12 protein-coding genes are annotated in these 14,021 nt (G+C 40.3%); 1 reads left to right on the top strand and 11 read right to left on the bottom strand.

The window, feature by feature from the left end:
• Positions 1 to 161 precede the first annotated feature (161 nt).
• The 11 genes from F947_RS05500 to F947_RS05550 all read right to left on the bottom strand — a co-directional run bounded on the left by F947_RS05500 (position 162) and on the right by F947_RS05550 (position 11,838).
• Positions 162 to 857: a methionine ABC transporter permease gene (locus tag F947_RS05500; RefSeq protein WP_004973122.1), complete on the bottom strand. Its 696-nt coding sequence runs from the start codon at positions 855 to 857 to the stop codon at positions 162 to 164.
• On the bottom strand, positions 854 to 1,879 hold the full coding sequence (locus F947_RS05505) for a methionine ABC transporter ATP-binding protein (protein ID WP_004973123.1): 1,026 nt from the start codon (positions 1,877 to 1,879) through the stop codon (positions 854 to 856). Before F947_RS05505 ends, F947_RS05500 begins: the two co-directional genes overlap by 4 nt.
• 74 nt (positions 1,880 to 1,953) lie before the next feature.
• Positions 1,954 to 2,826 carry a MetQ/NlpA family ABC transporter substrate-binding protein gene (locus tag F947_RS05510; protein ID WP_004973124.1) on the bottom strand — a complete coding sequence of 291 codons (873 nt, stop codon included), beginning with the start codon at positions 2,824 to 2,826 and terminating at the stop codon, positions 1,954 to 1,956.
• Between the two features lie 785 nt (positions 2,827 to 3,611).
• Complete coding sequence (gene purD / locus F947_RS05515; protein WP_004973125.1) at positions 3,612 to 4,895, bottom strand: phosphoribosylamine--glycine ligase; 1,284 nt, start codon at positions 4,893 to 4,895, stop codon at positions 3,612 to 3,614.
• A gap of 171 nt (positions 4,896 to 5,066) precedes the next feature.
• Positions 5,067 to 6,641 (bottom strand): bifunctional phosphoribosylaminoimidazolecarboxamide formyltransferase/IMP cyclohydrolase, encoded by a 1,575-nt coding sequence (purH, locus tag F947_RS05520; protein WP_004973127.1) that lies wholly within the window; start codon positions 6,639 to 6,641, stop codon positions 5,067 to 5,069.
• Between the two features lie 92 nt (positions 6,642 to 6,733).
• Positions 6,734 to 7,003 (bottom strand): DNA-binding transcriptional regulator Fis, encoded by a 270-nt coding sequence (gene fis / locus F947_RS05525; RefSeq protein ID WP_001086304.1) that lies wholly within the window; start codon positions 7,001 to 7,003, stop codon positions 6,734 to 6,736.
• Positions 7,004 to 7,392: 389 nt separating this feature from the next.
• A complete protein-coding gene (locus tag F947_RS05530; RefSeq protein WP_004973129.1) occupies positions 7,393 to 8,247 on the bottom strand; it encodes a DUF3426 domain-containing protein in 855 nt (284 codons plus the stop codon).
• A gap of 16 nt (positions 8,248 to 8,263) precedes the next feature.
• On the bottom strand, positions 8,264 to 9,166 hold the full coding sequence (gene prmA, locus F947_RS05535; protein ID WP_004973131.1) for a 50S ribosomal protein L11 methyltransferase: 903 nt from the start codon (positions 9,164 to 9,166) through the stop codon (positions 8,264 to 8,266).
• A 254-nt stretch (positions 9,167 to 9,420) separates the two neighbouring features.
• Positions 9,421 to 10,302, bottom strand: a complete 882-nt coding sequence (locus F947_RS05540; RefSeq protein WP_004973133.1) for a bile acid:sodium symporter family protein — start codon at positions 10,300 to 10,302, stop codon at positions 9,421 to 9,423.
• Between the two features lie 83 nt (positions 10,303 to 10,385).
• Complete coding sequence (locus tag F947_RS05545) at positions 10,386 to 11,297, bottom strand: bile acid:sodium symporter family protein (RefSeq protein ID WP_004973134.1); 912 nt, start codon at positions 11,295 to 11,297, stop codon at positions 10,386 to 10,388.
• 184 nt (positions 11,298 to 11,481) lie between these two features.
• A complete protein-coding gene (locus F947_RS05550) occupies positions 11,482 to 11,838 on the bottom strand; it encodes a hypothetical protein (RefSeq protein ID WP_004973135.1) in 357 nt (118 codons plus the stop codon).
• Between the two features lie 242 nt (positions 11,839 to 12,080).
• Here F947_RS05550 and mnmG point away from each other — a divergent pair, with 242 nt between their 5' ends.
• Complete coding sequence (gene mnmG, locus F947_RS05555; RefSeq protein ID WP_004973136.1) at positions 12,081 to 13,961, top strand: tRNA uridine-5-carboxymethylaminomethyl(34) synthesis enzyme MnmG; 1,881 nt, start codon at positions 12,081 to 12,083, stop codon at positions 13,959 to 13,961.
• The last annotated feature ends 60 nt before the right edge of the window (positions 13,962 to 14,021 follow it).

Consider the following 14,021-nt stretch of genomic DNA (forward strand, 5'->3'; position numbering starts at 1 on the left):
TCGATGATCTTGACCGTATATCAAAATTTCAGTTTTTTGGATGTTGATATGGCGTGAATCACGTATGCATGGAGAAGGAGTGTGGTTTTAACCCCTTACACACTCATACGAGTAGCAAGGAGTTAAATGGTGAATCTATTTCTGATGTGTAGATGAAAGATTTATCTGAGTTTAGATAACCAATCGCCTAAACTTTGCACCAATTGCACTAAAATTAATAAGACCACCACGGTTAGCATCACGACACTACTATCAAAGCGTTGATAACCATAAGAAATAGCAAGGTCACCAATGCCGCCTGCACCGACTGCGCCTGCCATAGCAGTTGCGCCAATTAAGCTAATGGTGGCTGTGGTTAGGTTCAAAATGAGTGAGCTACGTGCTTCAGGTAAAATAAATTTGAAGATAATCTGTAAGGGTGTAGCACCCATTGCCTGTGCAGATTCGACAATCCCTTCATTGACTTCAAGCAGTGAAGTTTCTACCAAACGACCAATATACGGGCCGACATAAATGGTCAGTGGAACAATGGCTGCCCAAGTTCCGATGGATGTACCCACTAACAATTTAGTCAGCGGAATCACCGCAATCAATAAAATAATAAAGGGTAGGGAGCGCAGTGCGTTTACAATCGGGTTAAGCCCGTGATAAATCACACGGTTTGGCAAAATACCTGTCGGACGAGTCACTACAAGGGTAATGCCCTGAATAAAGCCCCAGATACAACCAAACAACATGGCAAAGAACACCATGTGAAAGGTCTCTTGTAAGGCTGTAACAAACTGGTCAATAGATAAAGAGCTTTTCCAGAAAGGCGCAGTTACTGAGGTCAGCCACTGTACAATTAAATCTCTCATGCTTGTACTCCTGACTGTTCAACTTCAACACCATTGGCTTGCAGAAATTCAAGTGCTTGTTGAATGACGCTTGCATCACCGAGCAATTGTATAAACATTTGCCCAATCACAGCGCCATCAATTTCGGTCATATTGGCAAATAAAATATTCAGGCTGATATCAAACTGTTTAATGACGGCTTGAATTACGGTTTCCTGAGCTGATTTACCTAAAAACTTCAGACAATAAATGCTGTGCTGATTTTGATTTTCCAGATTATTCAAAATATTGATAGGCAATTGCTGCTGCAACACGGTTTGAATAAAGCTTTTGGTGGTCGGATGTTGCGGTTGACTAAATATTTCTAGGGTTGAACCTGTTTCAATGACTTTGCCTTGTTCCATCACCGCCACATAATCACAAACCGATTCAATCACATCCATTTCATGTGTGACCATTACAATGGTAATGCCTTGTTCGCGGTTAATTTTTTTCAGTAATTCCAGCACAGATTTGGTGGTTTGTGGATCAAGTGCTGAAGTTGCTTCATCGCAGAGTAAAATTTTAGGATGATTGGCTAGCGCACGCGCAATACCGACACGTTGTTTTTGTCCGCCTGAAAGTTCATCAGGGTAGGCGTCTTTTTTATGTTTTAAATCAATAAACTCAAGTAATTCATTTAAACGCTTTTCGCGTTCGGCTTTGTTCCAGCCTAACAGTTTCATCGGCATTTCAATATTGGCAGCCACAGTTTTGGTCTGCAATAAATTGAAGTGCTGAAAAATCATTCCAATATGGGCACGTTCTTGACGTAATTCGCGGGCATTGAGTGCAGTAAAATCTTTTTGATGAATGATGACTTGCCCAGCATTTGGGCGCTCCAACAAATTGATCAAGCGGATTAACGTACTTTTACCTGCACCACTATAGCCAATAATGCCAAAAATACTGCCTGTTGGAATTTGTAGGTTAATTTGATCCAACGCACGCAGTGTTTGACCTTTGAGCTGATAGTGCTTTGAAATGTTTTTAAATTCAATCATATCGTCAAGAAATGTCCATAAATGAAAAAACAGGCAAAGTTCGCTTTGCCTGTTTTGTTTAACGCATTATATTACTATTTTGCTGCTTCAGTGAAATAGCTGACAGGTTTATTTACCGCAACTTTTGTTCCGCCAAAGTGCTGATCAATATATTGCTTCACCGCTTCGGTATGATACAACGCAGCTACTTTTTGCAAGATTGGGTCATTTTGACGATCTGCAGCAGTCGCGAGAATGTTGACATTCATTTTTGTGCTCTGGTCAATTGGCTCGTAATAAATTGAATCTTTAAGTACGTTCAAACCACCTTCCATTGCAAGAGTGTTGCCCAAAACAATTGCATCGACTTCATCTTTTACACGTACAGCCGTTGCCATTTGAATCGGTTTGATTTGAATTTGCTTCGCATTTTCTACGATGTCTGCAGGCGTGCCTTGAACATTGTCAAAACCATCTTTCAGTTTAACCAAACCAGCCGATTGAAGTAATAACAGTGCACGTGATTCATTGGCACCATCATTTGGAATAGCAATGGTTGCACCTGTTTTGAACTCATCCAACTTTTTCACTTTGCTTGAGTAAATACCCATTGGCTCTAAGTAAGTTGTCGCTACTGGTGCAATTTGATCTTTATTGTTGGCATTAAATGCCACCATATAGGCATAAGATTGGAATGCGTTAAGATCAATTTCTTTATTTGCTACCGCTGTGTTCATTGACACGTAATCGGTGAAGTTTTTCACTTCAAGTTGAATACCTGCTGCTTTAGTTTCAGGTAAGTCGGCAATAAAACGCCAAATATCTGCATCTGAACCAGTCGATGCCATAGTGACAGTGTGTAGAGCAGAAGAATCTTTTTGTGCCGCGTCAGTCGCAGGCGCTTCTTGTTTGCCACAGCCAGCCAAGCCAACTGAAAGACCAAGTACAAGACCAAGGAGCTTTTTCATGAATATATCCCGAGCAAGTTTAAGCAGTGCCTAAAGTTGCCAATGATTGAGAAGAATCAAATCAGCACGATGGATGGAATCGCATGATGATGATTTTGTATGTTTCTCAAATATGTTGTAGGTATTGTTTGAGTACTGAAAAAGTCAGCCCACAGCTCAATCAATAATTTTGAGATGGATGGGCAATTCACTTTTTCAAAAGATGCACCATCATAACAATAAAAAATAATTCTATATAGTGCTGTGTATGTTATGCATATCACTGTTTTTACAACAGAAAGCGAATAAGTCAAAATAAGTTCTTATAAATAAATATATTCTGTAAAGATTAAGGATTTGAACAAGTGTTTAAATATTTAGGTGCTTTAAAATTTATTCTGCAATCGATAGTAAAAAACGAGATATGAAATTGTCGGTATGAAATCGGCTTAGTTACAAGAATCAGAACATGGCTGTAAATACATAAAAGAAGTTATGAATGATTTTTCCAACGATAATATATCGCCCATATATAAGGCAAACAGAGTAACAATGAACCTATCCCTATAAAAACATAAGCCAAATATATTAATCCTGCAAAAATAAAAAGTATTTGCAATGTAAACTCAACGAATATTGAAATTAAAAATTCTTTGAAGCTTTTTATTTTTTGCATGTTTATTGATCTAAAGTATTTTATAAACGTAGATCATCACAATGTACATGGGTTACAACCTGATAAACAAAAAGCTCGTACAGTGACGAGCTTTTTTATGGACTTAAATTTTTAGGCTAAACTAAAAATTTTAAGCATTTTCACGAGCAATGGCACGATAGCCAATATCTTTACGATATTGCACACCATCAAAGGTAACTTTTTCGCACAGTTCAAGGGCTTTAGCTTGCGCTTCGCCAATGGTATTACCGAGCGCAGTTACACACAGTACACGACCACCATTGGTCACAATCTCACCATCGGCATTGCTTGCTGTACCTGCGTGGAATACTTTCGCATCTGCCATTTGTGTTTCTAAACCAGAAATCACATCACCTTTGCCTGAAGTTTCAGGGTAACCCGCAGTCGCCAATACAATCCCGACAGTTTTGCGTTCATCCCAGTCTGCTTCGGCAGGTAAGTTGCCAGCAATACCTGCTTCAACCAAATCTACCAAAGATGACTTTAAGCGCATCATAATTGGTTGTGTTTCTGGGTCACCAAAACGGCAGTTAAACTCGATCACTTTTGGTTGACCTTTGTCGTCAATCATTAAGCCTGCGTATAAGAAACCTGTATAAACATGACCGTCTTTTTTCATACCTTCAACAGTAGGACGCATCACTTCATTCATGGTTTTTTCAAATACGTCTGCAGTCACGACAGGGGCAGGAGAGTATGCACCCATACCACCAGTATTTGGACCTTGGTCGCCTTCAAAAATACGCTTGTGGTCTTGTGAAGTTGCCATAGGAAGGATGTTGTCGCCATCAATCATACAAATGAAAGAAGCTTCTTCACCTGCAAGGAATTCTTCAATGACTACACGTGAACCTGCATCACCAAATTTGTTGCCTGCTAGCATGTCATCAATTGCATCAAATGCTTCTTGATTGGTCATCGCCACGATCACGCCTTTACCTGCAGCAAGACCGTCCGCCTTGATCACGATTGGAGCACCATTTTTTTCAACAAATGCTTTTGCCGCATCAACTTCGGTGAATACGTCATAGAATGCAGTTGGAATGTTGTGACGTTTTAAAAAGTGCTTGGCAAAGGCTTTAGAACCTTCAAGCTGTGCAGCAAACTGGGTTGGGCCCCAAATTTTTAAACCCGCTTCACGGCAGGCATCTACTACACCATTGACCAGTGGTGCTTCAGGGCCAACAATGATTAAATCAACAGCATTATTTTTGGCAAAGTCGATGATTGCAGGGTTATTTTGAATATCTAACGCTACATTCTCGCATTTGTTTTCTGTTGCCGTACCTGCATTACCCGGTGCAACGAAGACTTTAGCGACTTTGTCATCTTGTGCGATTTTCCATGCCAACGCATGTTCACGACCGCCGCTACCTAAAACTAAAATATTCATCTAAAAATCCCTCAAAGAATAAAATCCCCCTAGCGAAGCTATGCTTTTCACCCTTGAAAAGGAAGGAGATTGTGCATAAAAACACAGTTCCCTTACGTGAAAAGTCCCCCTTTTATAAAAAAGGGGGATTTCGGAGGATTATTAAATACGACTTCTAATTAATGAGTTTAATTAGTGACGGAAATGACGCATGCCAGTGAAGACCATTGCAATACCAGCTTCATCTGCTGCTGCAATCGTTTCTTCATCACGCATAGAACCACCCGGTTGAATAATGCATTTGATACCAGCTTTAGCTGCGTTATCAATACCATCACGGAATGGGAAGAATGCGTCAGATGCCATTACTGCACCTTCAACCACTAAACCTGCATGTTCTGCTTTAATGGCAGCAATACGAGCAGAGTTTACACGGCTCATTTGACCTGCACCAACACCAATGGTCTGACGGTTTTTTGCATAAACAATTGCGTTCGATTTTACGTATTTCGCAACTTTCCAAGCAAAGATCATGTCGTCAATTTCTTGTTCAGTTGGTGCACGTTTGGTCACAACTTTTAAGTCATCTTTAGTGATCATGCCCAAGTCTTGATCTTGAACCAATAAACCGCCGTTGACACGTTTGTAATCCATTTGTGGAGCGCGTGCATCAATCGCAGGAAGTTCGCCACATACCAGTACACGTACGTTTTTCTTCGCGCCAGTCACTTCAAGTACGCCATCAGCAATGCTTGGTGCAATGATCACTTCAACGAATTGACGGTCTACAATCGCTTGTGCAGTCGCAACGTCTAACTCACGGTTAAACGCAATGATGCCACCAAATGCAGATTCAGGGTCAGTTGCATAAGCAAGGTCATAAGCTGCTTGAATACCGTCTAAAGAGACAGCAACACCACATGGGTTCGCGTGTTTTACGATCACACAAGCAGGTTTTGCAAATGATTTCACACATTCAAGTGCGGCATCAGTATCTGCAATGTTGTTATAAGATAATTCTTTACCTTGAAGCTGTTTCGCTGTAGAAACAGAAGCTTCAGTTGCAGCAGGGTCTACATAGAACGCTGCAGATTGATGCGGGTTTTCGCCGTAACGTAAATCTTGCGCTTTGTTCAATTGTGTATTGAATGTACGTGCAAATTGGTCAGCAGTACCTTCTTCTTTACCTACACGTGCACCTAAGTAAGAGGCGATCATGCCGTCATATTGTGCAGTGTGTTCAAATGCTTTCACTGCCAAATCAAAACGAGTTTCGTAAGACAATGCACCGTTGCTTTTCATTTCTGCAATAACAGTCGCATAGTCAGAAGCATTTACTACAATACCTACAGAAGCATGGTTTTTCGCTGCAGCGCGAACCATAGTAGGGCCACCAATGTCGATGTTCTCAATCGCATCTGCAAGTGAACAATTTGGTTTTGCAACAGTCGCAGCAAATGGATAAAGGTTAACAACAACCAAGTCGATGGCATCAATATTGTGTTCTGCCATGACTGCTTCGTCTAGACCACGACGAGCCAAGATACCGCCATGAATTTTTGGGTGTAACGTTTTTACACGACCATCCATCATTTCAGGGAAACCAGTATGCTCTGATACTTCTACGACAGCAATATTGTTGTCTTTAAGCAACTTATAAGTACCGCCAGTAGATAAAATTTCTACCCCAAGAGCAGCAAGGTCTTGTGCAAATTCAACAATACCTGTTTTGTCAGAAACAGAGATTAAAGCGCGTTTAATAGTCATGATCTTCGTCACAGTTTTCAATTACAGATTAAAACAAACTAGCAAAATGCAGGTAAAAAAAATGCCTGCGGAGGTCGCAAGCATTTTATCACTTATTCACTCATTAAACCGTGAGCTTTTAACTTTTTACGTAAAGTACCACGGTTTAGTCCAAGAATTTCAGCAGCGCGTGTTTGGTTACCGCGAGTGTATTCAAGAACAACAGATAAAAGAGGTTTCTCCATTTCTGCTAACACCATGTCATACACTTGTGAAGGTTGTTCACCTTGTAGTTGTGCAAAATAATGGCGAACTGCGCGATCTACGTGAATACGTAAAGCAACATCAGATTGTGCAGTAAAAATAGGAGATTTGCTATTCATGCGAATTAATCCGAAAATCAGATATCACTGGGATAAAGTGATATATCAATGTGGTCTATAAATTAAATGAACTCCGTTTTAGATCCTAAAACGGGAAGTTCTAAAACTGGAACATTTAGCTTGCCACAACTCTAGGCATTGGTCGAAATTTAAGCGTAACAATACATTAATAATTGTTACAGACCAAAATCAAAACAAAAAATCTACTCTGTACGCGATATATAAAAATAAAGCGCATTAGACAGATCTATATTTGTTGTGAATCTTGCGAGGAGTTTGCAGCACAAAGCTTTCGTGGCGCGTATGATACCATTGTATGAGAAAAAGTGAGCAAGAAAACTGCAATTTTTTTAATTTTTTTCGCTATTTTTTCACTATTTTTTTGTGAATTAAGGCTTGATAATTTCTAAAGTATAGGCATCGAAGTCGTTTCGTGATATTGGAACTAAAATGTCAAACTTAAATGGACTGTTTTTAGGAATACGTTGAATGCTCGAAAGACTTTCGACCAAATACTCCTGTGGGGAATAGATGTAAGTCGATAATGTTTGTTGTTTTTCTTTTAAAGTGACTTTGATATTAGGCAAAGCCAAGCTTTTATCATAGTAATTGATCAGCTCACCCGTAAATTGTGTATTCATACGATCTACACGTTTAACCTTCACGCGATTTGCTGAAATTAAGCTATAGCGTTCTTCTAAACTGCTACAGTTAAAAAATTGACAGACTTGGGTAAACACAGAATTCAGTGCAGGGCTGCTGTTTAAAAACTTTGGGTTAAACCACAAAATTTGGAAGATCAACAAGCCAATCAATAAAAGATTAATAATTCCCCAAAGTAAGTAGTAACCATTGCCATGCTTTTTTTCACTTTCAAGATCAGGCGCAGACAACTTCATGGCAGGAATGTTGCCAATCGGTTCAGTACTGAAATAATTGAGGTTATTCAGATAGGTTTTCAGATCAATATTGGAATGTTCAACTTTACGCTGAAAAATATCTAAAATATGTTGCGGTTGCGCAAGTTCAGCAGTTGCCTGCATAAAACTGCGGTTTTGAATGTGATGTAATTGTGATGTGACTGAGTTTTTATTTTGAGGAAAGGCAAATACCAAATGCGAAAGAGCATTAAAGGTATTGTCGCATTTAGGACAACAAACCATCCCTTGCGCAACGGTCAGCTGCGCAACGGATACTTTATAAACAGTTTGGCATTCAGGGCACTTGGTTTGCTTGTCACTCATAACTCAAAAATTACAGTTAGTGGGGATGGCGTTTCCCAGAAATTCGACACCAGTTTTCTTCACGTTTTTCGACTTGTACTATATCAAAAAATTCAGAATAAACACTAGAAACTTCAGCAACTTGCTCTTCAATTACACCTGCAAGTGCGAACTCGCCCTCAGATTTAATTAAAGTTGCAAACTCTGGCGCAAGCATCATCAATGGGCCTGCCAAAATATTGGCAACTAAAATGTCTGCTTTTTCATTACCGATGGTTTCATTGAACTCTTCTGGAAGTCCCACATATAAGTTTTTAAGTACACCGTTGAGTTCTGCATTTTGTTTGGTCGCTAAAACTGCTTGCGGGTCAATATCAGTCGCATAGACTTTTTTTGCACCGAGCAACAAAGCCGCTACTCCTAAAATACCTGAACCACAACCGTAGTCGATCACGACTTTATCTTTTACATTGGTTTTACCTAACCATTGCAGGCACAGGAACGTACTGGCATGGTTACCTGTACCAAAAGCCAAACCTGGGTCAAGTTTAATATTGACTGCATCTGCCTCAGGTGGTTCTAACCATTCAGGTACAATCCAGAATTTCTCTGCAATCTGGATTGGCTCGTAGTAATCCATCCATGAGCGTTCCCAAACCTGATCTTCCAAAAATTCACTGCGTAAAGGGGCATCTGGCATTTGCGCACGAATAAAGGTTTCTAAGGCTGCAACATCAATTTCTTCACCTTCGTCTTGTGCATAAATACCTGTCACAATGACTTTGTTCCAAAGTGGTGTTTCACCTGGCAGTGGCTCAAGTAAGTCCTGATTTTCCGCATCATCTAAGGTTACGCTGACTGCACCCAATGAACTGAGCAGGGTTTCAGTAAAATCGACTTGCGCTTGATCAACAGTAATATGTATTTGTAACCACTTCACGGAGATAACCTAAAATTTAATGCGAAAGCGCTATTGTAACTGAACTGGTGCAGGCGCTGTTATTTTTTATTCGGATTGCGAAAGGGAAAACTCTATACGATTGGAAGTTTCAAATTCGCTTTATGCTTATAGTCGAATAATGTGACAAAAATATAACTCTAAAAAATATAAGTTAAGAATTTGTTTGAACCATCATCGCTCAATCATCCCCAAAACAGTCAAATTGCTGGATTGGGGATGATTGAGAGACTTGTTTAGGATGCAGATTGCTCCGATGCAGGTGTCGGCACAAATTTATTTAGTAATGTGCCTAAAATTGCGGCAAAAATATACATGAAAATAGAATAAACCGCAGCAGGCATGGCAATGGTTGAGCTTGACATAACGGTTAGGGCGATGGTCATTGCAAGGGTACTGTTGTGAATGCCAATTTCAAAGGCGCAGGCACGGGCTTGTTGGCTGTTCACACCAAAGAAACGCGGGACAAAATAACCAATCAATAAACTGCAGGCACAGAACAGGGCAGTGGCAAGTCCTACATCTGCCAAATAAAGCATGATGTTATTTCGCTCTTTGGCAATCGCGCCAATAATAATCACTATCAGAAAAACCACAGCAAAAATACGCACAGGTTTGTTTAAACGGTCTGCCGTTTGCGGGCTAAAATGGCGTACCAACATCCCTAAAGTGACAGGGATAATAATAATTAAAAACACCTGCAATACTTTGGCAAATTGTAAGCCAACTTGTTGCCCATCCTGCATAAAATGCTGAATGGCAAAGTTGACAATCAGGGGCAAGGTAAATGCTGCAATCACGGAATTCACGGCAGTGAGGGTGATGTTTAGTGCAATATCACCTTTATATAAGTAGCTAAATAAGTTGGCTGTTGGCCCACCTGGAGATGCTGCTAGTAGCATGAGTCCGACTGCAAGCAGTGGTGGTAAATTCAGCAGTTTACAAATAAAGAATGCAATTGCTGTCAGGACGACCAATTGACAAAATAAAGCAATAAACACTGCTTTGGGGTGTTTGCTCACCCGTTTAAAGTCGTTAGGAGTGAGTTCTAAGCCAAGTCCAGCCATGACCACGGCCAAAGCCAGCGGCAAAAATATTGTGATTAATCCTGAATCCATAAACACTCCTTTGTTTTTACATCTACAATAATTTATTTGATATTTAACTGTTTGTTTAATATGTAGTTAATTTTGCTCACGTTTTAAATTGTATTTTTATTGTGGTTTAAACTCTGCTCCTGTTTGTGTTGATGGGCAAGTTTGGCCGATTGTCTAGCTAACATACTCCCTAAAATAAAGCTGAACATATACATAAAAATGGTGTAAATCGCAGAAGGAATGGCAATTTCAGTGCTTTGCAAAACCGATAGCGCAACGGTTAAAGAAACAGCAGTGTTATGAATGCCAATTTCAAAACAACAAGAGCGTGCTTGTTGATCAGGCACACCCGCCAAATACGGCACAAGATAACCAATAAGTAAACTTAAAAAGCAAAAAAGCGCTGTGGCGATACCAATCGCACTGAAATAGTCAAAGACATTGGCGCGTTCGCGGAAAAGCGCATAAAAGAATAAAGCGAAAATGAAATAAATGGACATCAAACGCATAGGTTTGCCCAACTGTAATGCAATTTGTGGCATTGCATTACGCACCGCCATTCCTACACAAACAGGCACAATAATCAGTAAAAAAACCTGTGCCATTTTTTCAATTGGCATGCCAATTTGTTGTTGATCGGTCATAAAATACAGAAAAGACAAATTAACAATAAAAGGCAGCGTAAAGGTCGCCATCACAGAGTTCATTGCGGTTAGGGTAATATTTAGGGCAACGTCACCTTTATAAACATAGCTAAATAAGTTCGCAGTAGGCCCCCCTGGTGAGGCAGCAAGCAGCATTAAGCCAATTGCCAAGAGCGGTGGCAATTCTAAAAATAAACAAATTGAAAATGCTAAAACAGGCAAAATGACCAATTGTGAAAAAAGCGTTAAAAAAATGACTTTAGGAAATTGATTGACCCGAATAAAGTCTTTAGGCGTGAGTTGTAAGCCTAAGCCCATCATCATCACAGCTAAGGTCAGTGGTAGAAAAAAGGTAAAAAAGCCTGAATCCATAGCACATCCTTTATTTTTTTCTTATGGGTATAATTTTCCCTCTCTTTGCAGTGTAATTGTTTTTTGAGCTTGTGCAATAAACAAAGCAGTCACTTCTTATAAATGACTGCTTTGGTGTTATTTTCATGCTTTCAGTTTGAATGAATACCCGATCTGTTCATGAAAATATAGATTAACTGATTGATCACATTGCAGCAGGGCGTGGTGGCGTAAAGCCTAAGGCACATTTGCCTTTTAACTCAGTACCATTGACTGTAATGACGGTGCTTTGCGCATCTGCCATACAAGAACGGTATAATTCAGGCTCATTGCCTTGTAATTGCACTGCTTTAGATGAACTAAAGAATTGTGGTTCACAGGTACCATTCCAGATAATCCCACGATAAGCAAAGCTTACAGGTGCGCCCTGAGTTTTACCTTTACAGACTTGCTGGAATTTTTGCGCGTTATAGACGGTTTCTACTTTATCATTTGCCTGCACTGCAAATGGACTGAAAAATAAGCCACAAAGCATAGAGGACAGCAAAATTTTCTTATTCATGATGTTTCCCTTTGTTTCTCATATCTGTGCTATTAGGATAAAAAATAGACAAATTAAAACAACGGTGATCTGGTTAATTTTTAGGTCTAAATGTTTTTATGTACAGTAAAAATGCAAATTTGGATTACAAAATATTAATTTTGTAGCGCGGTTAAGCCAATAAAATCGACTGAATCTGTCAACTTATGCCACAAGTTTTGCTATAATATTCCGTCTTTATTTTTTATCTCTCATTGACCATTATGCACTATCCTAAAGTTTACGATGTCATTGTTATTGGTGGCGGTCACGCAGGCACCGAAGCGGCGCTTGCAGCAGCACGTATGGGTCGTCAAACCTTACTCTTAACTCATAACATTGAGACTTTAGGGCAGATGAGCTGTAACCCTGCAATTGGCGGGATTGGTAAGTCGCATTTGGTACGTGAGATTGATGCCTTAGGCGGCGCAATGGCATTGGCTGCCGATAAAAGCGGGATTCAATTCCGTATTTTAAACTCGCGTAAAGGTGCTGCTGTTCGTGCAACACGTGCGCAGGCAGACCGAGTTCGCTTTAAAGCTGCGATTCGCGCCACTTTAGAAAACCAAGCCAATTTAGATATTTTCCAACAAGCAGCCGATGACCTGATTGTAGGAGGCGATACTGTAAAAGGTGTAGTCACTCAAATGGGGATTCGTTTTGATGCGAAAACCGTGGTATTGACCACAGGTACATTCTTGGGTGGTGTGATTCACATCGGTTTAGAAAAATCGAGCGGTGGTCGTGCAGGCGATCCTCCATCAATTGCTTTGGCGGCACGTTTACGTGAATTAAATTTGCCTGTTGGGCGTTTAAAAACAGGTACGCCACCACGTATTGATGCACGCTCAGTCGATTTTTCGGTCATGATTCCGCAGCCAGGTGATTTCCCATCACCAACCATGTCATTCATGGGTGATGTGTCGATGCACCCTGAACAAGTGAACTGCTATATCACCCATACCAATGAACGTACTCACGAAATTATTCGTGGTGGTTTAGATCGTTCACCGATGTATACAGGTGTGATTGAAGGTGTTGGCCCACGTTACTGCCCATCGATTGAAGATAAAATTCACCGTTTTTCTGATAAAGACTCGCATCAGGTATTTTTGGAGCCTGAAGGTTTAGATACACATGAATTGTATCCAAACGGGATTTCAACCTCTTTACCGTTTGATGTGCAGTTCGAGTTAGTTCGTTCAATTCGTGGTATGGAAAATGCGCATATTTTGCGTCCGGGCTATGCAATTGAATATGATTACTTCAATCCACAAGCCTTGAAATTCACTTTGGAAACCAAAGCCATTAATAACTTGTATTTTGCAGGTCAAATTAATGGTACGACTGGCTATGAAGAAGCGGGTGCGCAAGGTGTGTTAGCTGGTTTGAATGCGGCACGTCGCGCTTGGGATCAGGAACAATGGACACCAAAACGTGACGAAGCTTATATTGGTGTATTGGTTGATGATTTGATCACGCTAGGTACCAAAGAACCGTACCGCATGTTTACCTCACGTGCGGAATACCGTTTGATGTTGCGTGAAGATAATGCCGATCAGCGTTTGACGCCAATTGGTCGTGAGCTTGGTTTGGTGGATGACACTCGTTGGGCAGCTTACTGTGAAAAAATGGAAGCAGTAGAACGTGAAACAGGGCGTTTACAACATTTGTGGGCTGCACCAAACAACCCAATGGGTAAAAAATTTGTTGAAATGACAGGTGCAGATTTATCTAAAGAATGTTCTGCGATTGATCTGTTAAAACGTCCAAATATCAGTTTTGCGCAAATCGCAGAATTAACGGGTTCAGACGTTTCTGCACAAGTGGGCGATCAAATTGAAATTGCAGTGAAATATGCAGGTTATATCAACCGTCAGCATGAAGATGTCGCACAATTAAAACGCTTGGAAGAAACCAAAATCCCTGCCGATTTTGATTATGATGCAGTGTCAGGTTTATCGCGTGAAATCACGCTAAAATTGAAGCATGTTTTGCCTGAAACTTTGGCACAAGCCAGTCGTATTCCAGGTGTGACACCTGCCGCAGTTCAATTGGTGATGATCACCATTCGTAAAAATGCACAGTCACGTAAATCTGCTTAAGGTTTGATGGATTGATGAAGAAGCCCACAATTTAAATTGCGGGCTTTTTTATGCGCCAAA

It is taken from the genome of Acinetobacter towneri DSM 14962 = CIP 107472 (genome assembly GCF_000368785.1).
GTDB classification, from domain to species: domain Bacteria; phylum Pseudomonadota; class Gammaproteobacteria; order Pseudomonadales; family Moraxellaceae; genus Acinetobacter; species Acinetobacter towneri.

Bases quoted from the DNA above. Each gene is read 5' to 3' on its own strand.
- F947_RS05530 (WP_004973129.1), bottom strand. From the start codon at position 8,247: ATGAGTGACAAGCAAACCAAGTGCCCTGAATGCCAAACTGTTTATAAA.
- F947_RS05545 (WP_004973134.1), bottom strand. From the start codon at position 11,297: ATGGATTCAGGCTTTTTTACCTTTTTTCTACCACTGACCTTAGCTGTG.
- F947_RS05550 (WP_004973135.1), bottom strand. From the start codon at position 11,838: ATGAATAAGAAAATTTTGCTGTCCTCTATGCTTTGTGGCTTATTTTTC.
- purH (WP_004973127.1), bottom strand. From the start codon at position 6,641: ATGACTATTAAACGCGCTTTAATCTCTGTTTCTGACAAAACAGGTATT.
- F947_RS05540 (WP_004973133.1), bottom strand. From the start codon at position 10,302: ATGGATTCAGGATTAATCACAATATTTTTGCCGCTGGCTTTGGCCGTG.
- fis (WP_001086304.1), bottom strand. From the start codon at position 7,003: ATGAATAGCAAATCTCCTATTTTTACTGCACAATCTGATGTTGCTTTA.
- purD (WP_004973125.1), bottom strand. From the start codon at position 4,895: ATGAATATTTTAGTTTTAGGTAGCGGCGGTCGTGAACATGCGTTGGCA.
- F947_RS05500 (WP_004973122.1), bottom strand. From the start codon at position 857: ATGAGAGATTTAATTGTACAGTGGCTGACCTCAGTAACTGCGCCTTTC.
- F947_RS05510 (WP_004973124.1), bottom strand. From the start codon at position 2,826: ATGAAAAAGCTCCTTGGTCTTGTACTTGGTCTTTCAGTTGGCTTGGCT.
- mnmG (WP_004973136.1), top strand. From the start codon at position 12,081: ATGCACTATCCTAAAGTTTACGATGTCATTGTTATTGGTGGCGGTCAC.
- F947_RS05505 (WP_004973123.1), bottom strand. From the start codon at position 1,879: ATGATTGAATTTAAAAACATTTCAAAGCACTATCAGCTCAAAGGTCAA.